Raw genomic sequence first — 3,001 nt, forward strand, 5'->3', positions numbered from 1 at the left:
GGCCGTTAAAGCCGATGAATCGGTTCGTCCAGGCGATGCGGCAGCAATTGTCGGCTCCCGCCAAGCCGGGAGGACGCAAGTACAACGACGAATTCCATTATTTCGAATCGACGGTGCAGCATATTCTGGAGGACAGGGAGCAGTTGCACAAGCAGGTTGTGGAAAGCAAGCCGCTGGTCAAGTGGCAGTTAATGACGGAATTGCTGTCGGGCGGACCGAAAAACTTGTCGGCGATTCAGCCTTATATGGATACGCTGAATATCCGCCTCCATGCGCAGCGCTTCGTCGTGATGAGCATCGAGTTCGACAACAAGGGGCAGATTGCCTCCGCGCGCGACTTGAAGCTGTATGCCTACGCGCTTTGCAACGTGGCCGAGGAGCTGATGAACGCGGAGGGCCAAGGCATCGCTTGCGAGCTCGACAAGGGCAAATGCGTGGTCATTATGAGCTTCGGCGATGACGAGGATCGGGAACGGCATGCCATCCGTGCCGTGGCCGTGGCGGATATGTTAAAGGAATTCGTCCAGGAATATCTTGGACGGACGATCAGTATCGGTATCGGGGATGCTGTGGAGATGCTCGAGGAGGTACCGACATCCTACAAGCAATCGTTGGAAGCGCTCCGGTATAAGCTGGTCATGGGCGGCAACTCCATTATAACGAGGGAAGATATATCGGCGGACCCGTCGCCCCAATTCTACAAGCTGTTCGCCATGACCGACGGCATCGTCGCTTCGGTAAAGCTGCCGGACGCCGACAAGATGCGCGGGCAGGTTCGTAAGTGGTTCGAATCGTTTGCGGAGCAGGGCGTCCCGCCGGAATTGATCATGCAGCTTGTCGTGCAGTGCCTGATGAAGACCGCGACCGCCGCGGCGGAAATCGGCGTCGATACGGACGGCATATTCCCGGAGCAATATTTGGTCGAAATGCTGAATCAGTACGAGCGGCTGGAGCAACTGGAGAAATTTACGGTTGGCGCGCTGGACAGCTTTATCGAACGAATTCGCGAGAAACGAGGCAGCAGGGAACGCAACGAAACGATCGATAAAGCCAAACAGTACATTCAGGAGCATTATATGCGCAGCGACATGTCGCTCAATTTGCTTGCCGGCGAATTTCATCTTAGTATCTCGCATTTGAGCAAGCTGTTTAAGGAACAGATGGAGTGCAATTTTATCGATTATTTAATGGAGGTTCGCATGAATCAGGCCAAGGAGCTGCTGGCCGGAACGGAAGACAAGATCCGCGACATCGCGGAACAAGTCGGCTACTCCAACGTCAACAGCTTTGTACGGATCTTCAAGAAAATGACGGGGCTGACGCCGACGGAATTCAGGGAACGGTCCAAAGGTTGACGCGGGGGATGGAGTAGCGGGACGGACTGCGGGCGGATGCCAAAGAAGAGGCGGGAGCAGTCGGGTGGCTGACGCGGATGAAAAAGAGAGGTTGCTTGCGGGCTGGCGTAGACGGGGAACCGGCAAGGTTGGCGCGGCAGCCTGCGGGCTGTTAGTTGCACGGAAAGGGTGGTGATATCGATATGTTCACATTGCGCGAAACGATAGATGCCACATCAGGCGTAAGCATACGATCCATAGGGGCAAGCGGTGTCGACACAGGCCACCAATATTTCACGGCCATGTCCTGGATGTCGGACAGCAGGCATATCGTGGTTTGCACGGATATCGACGGGGACAAGATGGGCGTTTACGTCAAAGCGGACACGACGGATGGCTCGGGAGAAATCATCGTCGATCGGTTGGAATGGGGTAGGGGCCTCGTATCCGACGGCGATCGGTTCTATTATTATACCGGCCCGGACATCTACGAGCGGGATCTGGTTTCCGGACGGAGCCGCATCGTTTGCCGCCTGGATCCGGCGGCGGCCGTATACGGCCCACTGTCGATTACGAAAGATGGCAGTACGATGGGCATTTACTGGCGGGTAGGCGGGCAATGGGTTATCGGTACGGTCGACGTGGAGACGGGACGCGTGAGGGAGGTGGCGACTCCGGACTTCGCGGAGCCTTACCCGATAGCCAATCATGCCATGATCAGTCCGGAGGATCGAAATCTGTTGTTCTTCGCGCATGAAGGCCAGACCGAATATATTCCGGACCGGATTTATATGGCGGACGTTCGGAGCGGCGAGTTCCGTTGCGGCTTCGGGCAGAAGCGGATGGGAACCGGCGAGCTCGGAGAATACGTCGGCCATGAAATGTGGGCGCCGGACGGAAGGCAGTTGTACTTTGTGAAATATCCGCACAGCCCGCTGAAGCCAACAGGCGTTTACCGCGTGGACGCGCGGAATGGCGAGGCGGAATTCGTGAACGGCGACTATCGTTATTGGCATGTTGCGGTAAGTCCCGATGGCCGATGGGCGGTCGCGGATACGACGGAAGAAGAGGAGATCAGCAAGATTGTGCTAATCGATCTGGCAAGCCGTTCCTCCAGGCTGCTGTGTGAAATTCCGATGTGGAAGCAACATCCGGGGCATCCTCATCCTTCCTTTAGTCCAGACAGCCGCAAAATCAGCTTTACGCTGGCGGACGAGGAGCGGAATCTGCGGGTAGGCATCATCGATATAACGGAATAAAGAACCAGTAACCAGACTGACATTGGATGCCGCCTAGTAATATGAAAGTTATACTATTAAGAGGCAGGCACGGAAGGAGACTCGCTGGCGAAGCGGGTCTCTTTCTTTGATGTATGGCATGGGATGCCCGGCCATGCCCCCAGCTATAATGAGAGATGAAAACGACCTTATTTGCGCGGTACTGCTTGGCTTGCATAGTTGCAGGTCGCACATTCCGGAAGGATTCCGACAGCCGTTTTTCGCGTTAAAATCGGATTCTATAATTTAATTAAAAATAGTGCTTGCAATCCACTAGGCGTTCGTGATATATTATTTCTTGTCGCCGCGAGAGATTGACGCCGACGACGAAAGAAAAGATTGTTCTTTGAAAACTGAACAACGAGCGAAACTGCCCGATACAATCGCAAG

At 54.8% G+C, this 3,001-nt stretch carries 2 protein-coding genes; both read left to right on the forward strand.

What is annotated here, in order from left to right; genetic code table 11:
- The coding region (locus PAT3040_RS07005) for a helix-turn-helix domain-containing protein (RefSeq protein ID WP_146200376.1) at window positions 1-1,355 on the forward strand (1,355 nt) is incomplete at its 5' end.
- 182 nt (window positions 1,356-1,537) lie between these two features.
- Complete coding sequence (locus PAT3040_RS07010; RefSeq protein WP_108992026.1) at window positions 1,538-2,593, forward strand: TolB family protein; 1,056 nt, start codon at window positions 1,538-1,540, stop codon at window positions 2,591-2,593.
- Window positions 2,594-3,001 lie beyond the last annotated feature (408 nt).

The organism is Paenibacillus agaridevorans (assembly GCF_003112455.1).
In the GTDB taxonomy this organism is placed as follows: domain Bacteria; phylum Bacillota; class Bacilli; order Paenibacillales; family Paenibacillaceae; genus Pristimantibacillus; species Pristimantibacillus agaridevorans.

Coding starts and splice junctions, on each gene's coding strand:
- PAT3040_RS07010 (WP_108992026.1), top strand. CDS start 1,538: ATGTTCACATTGCGCGAAACGATAGATGCCACATCAGGCGTAAGCATA.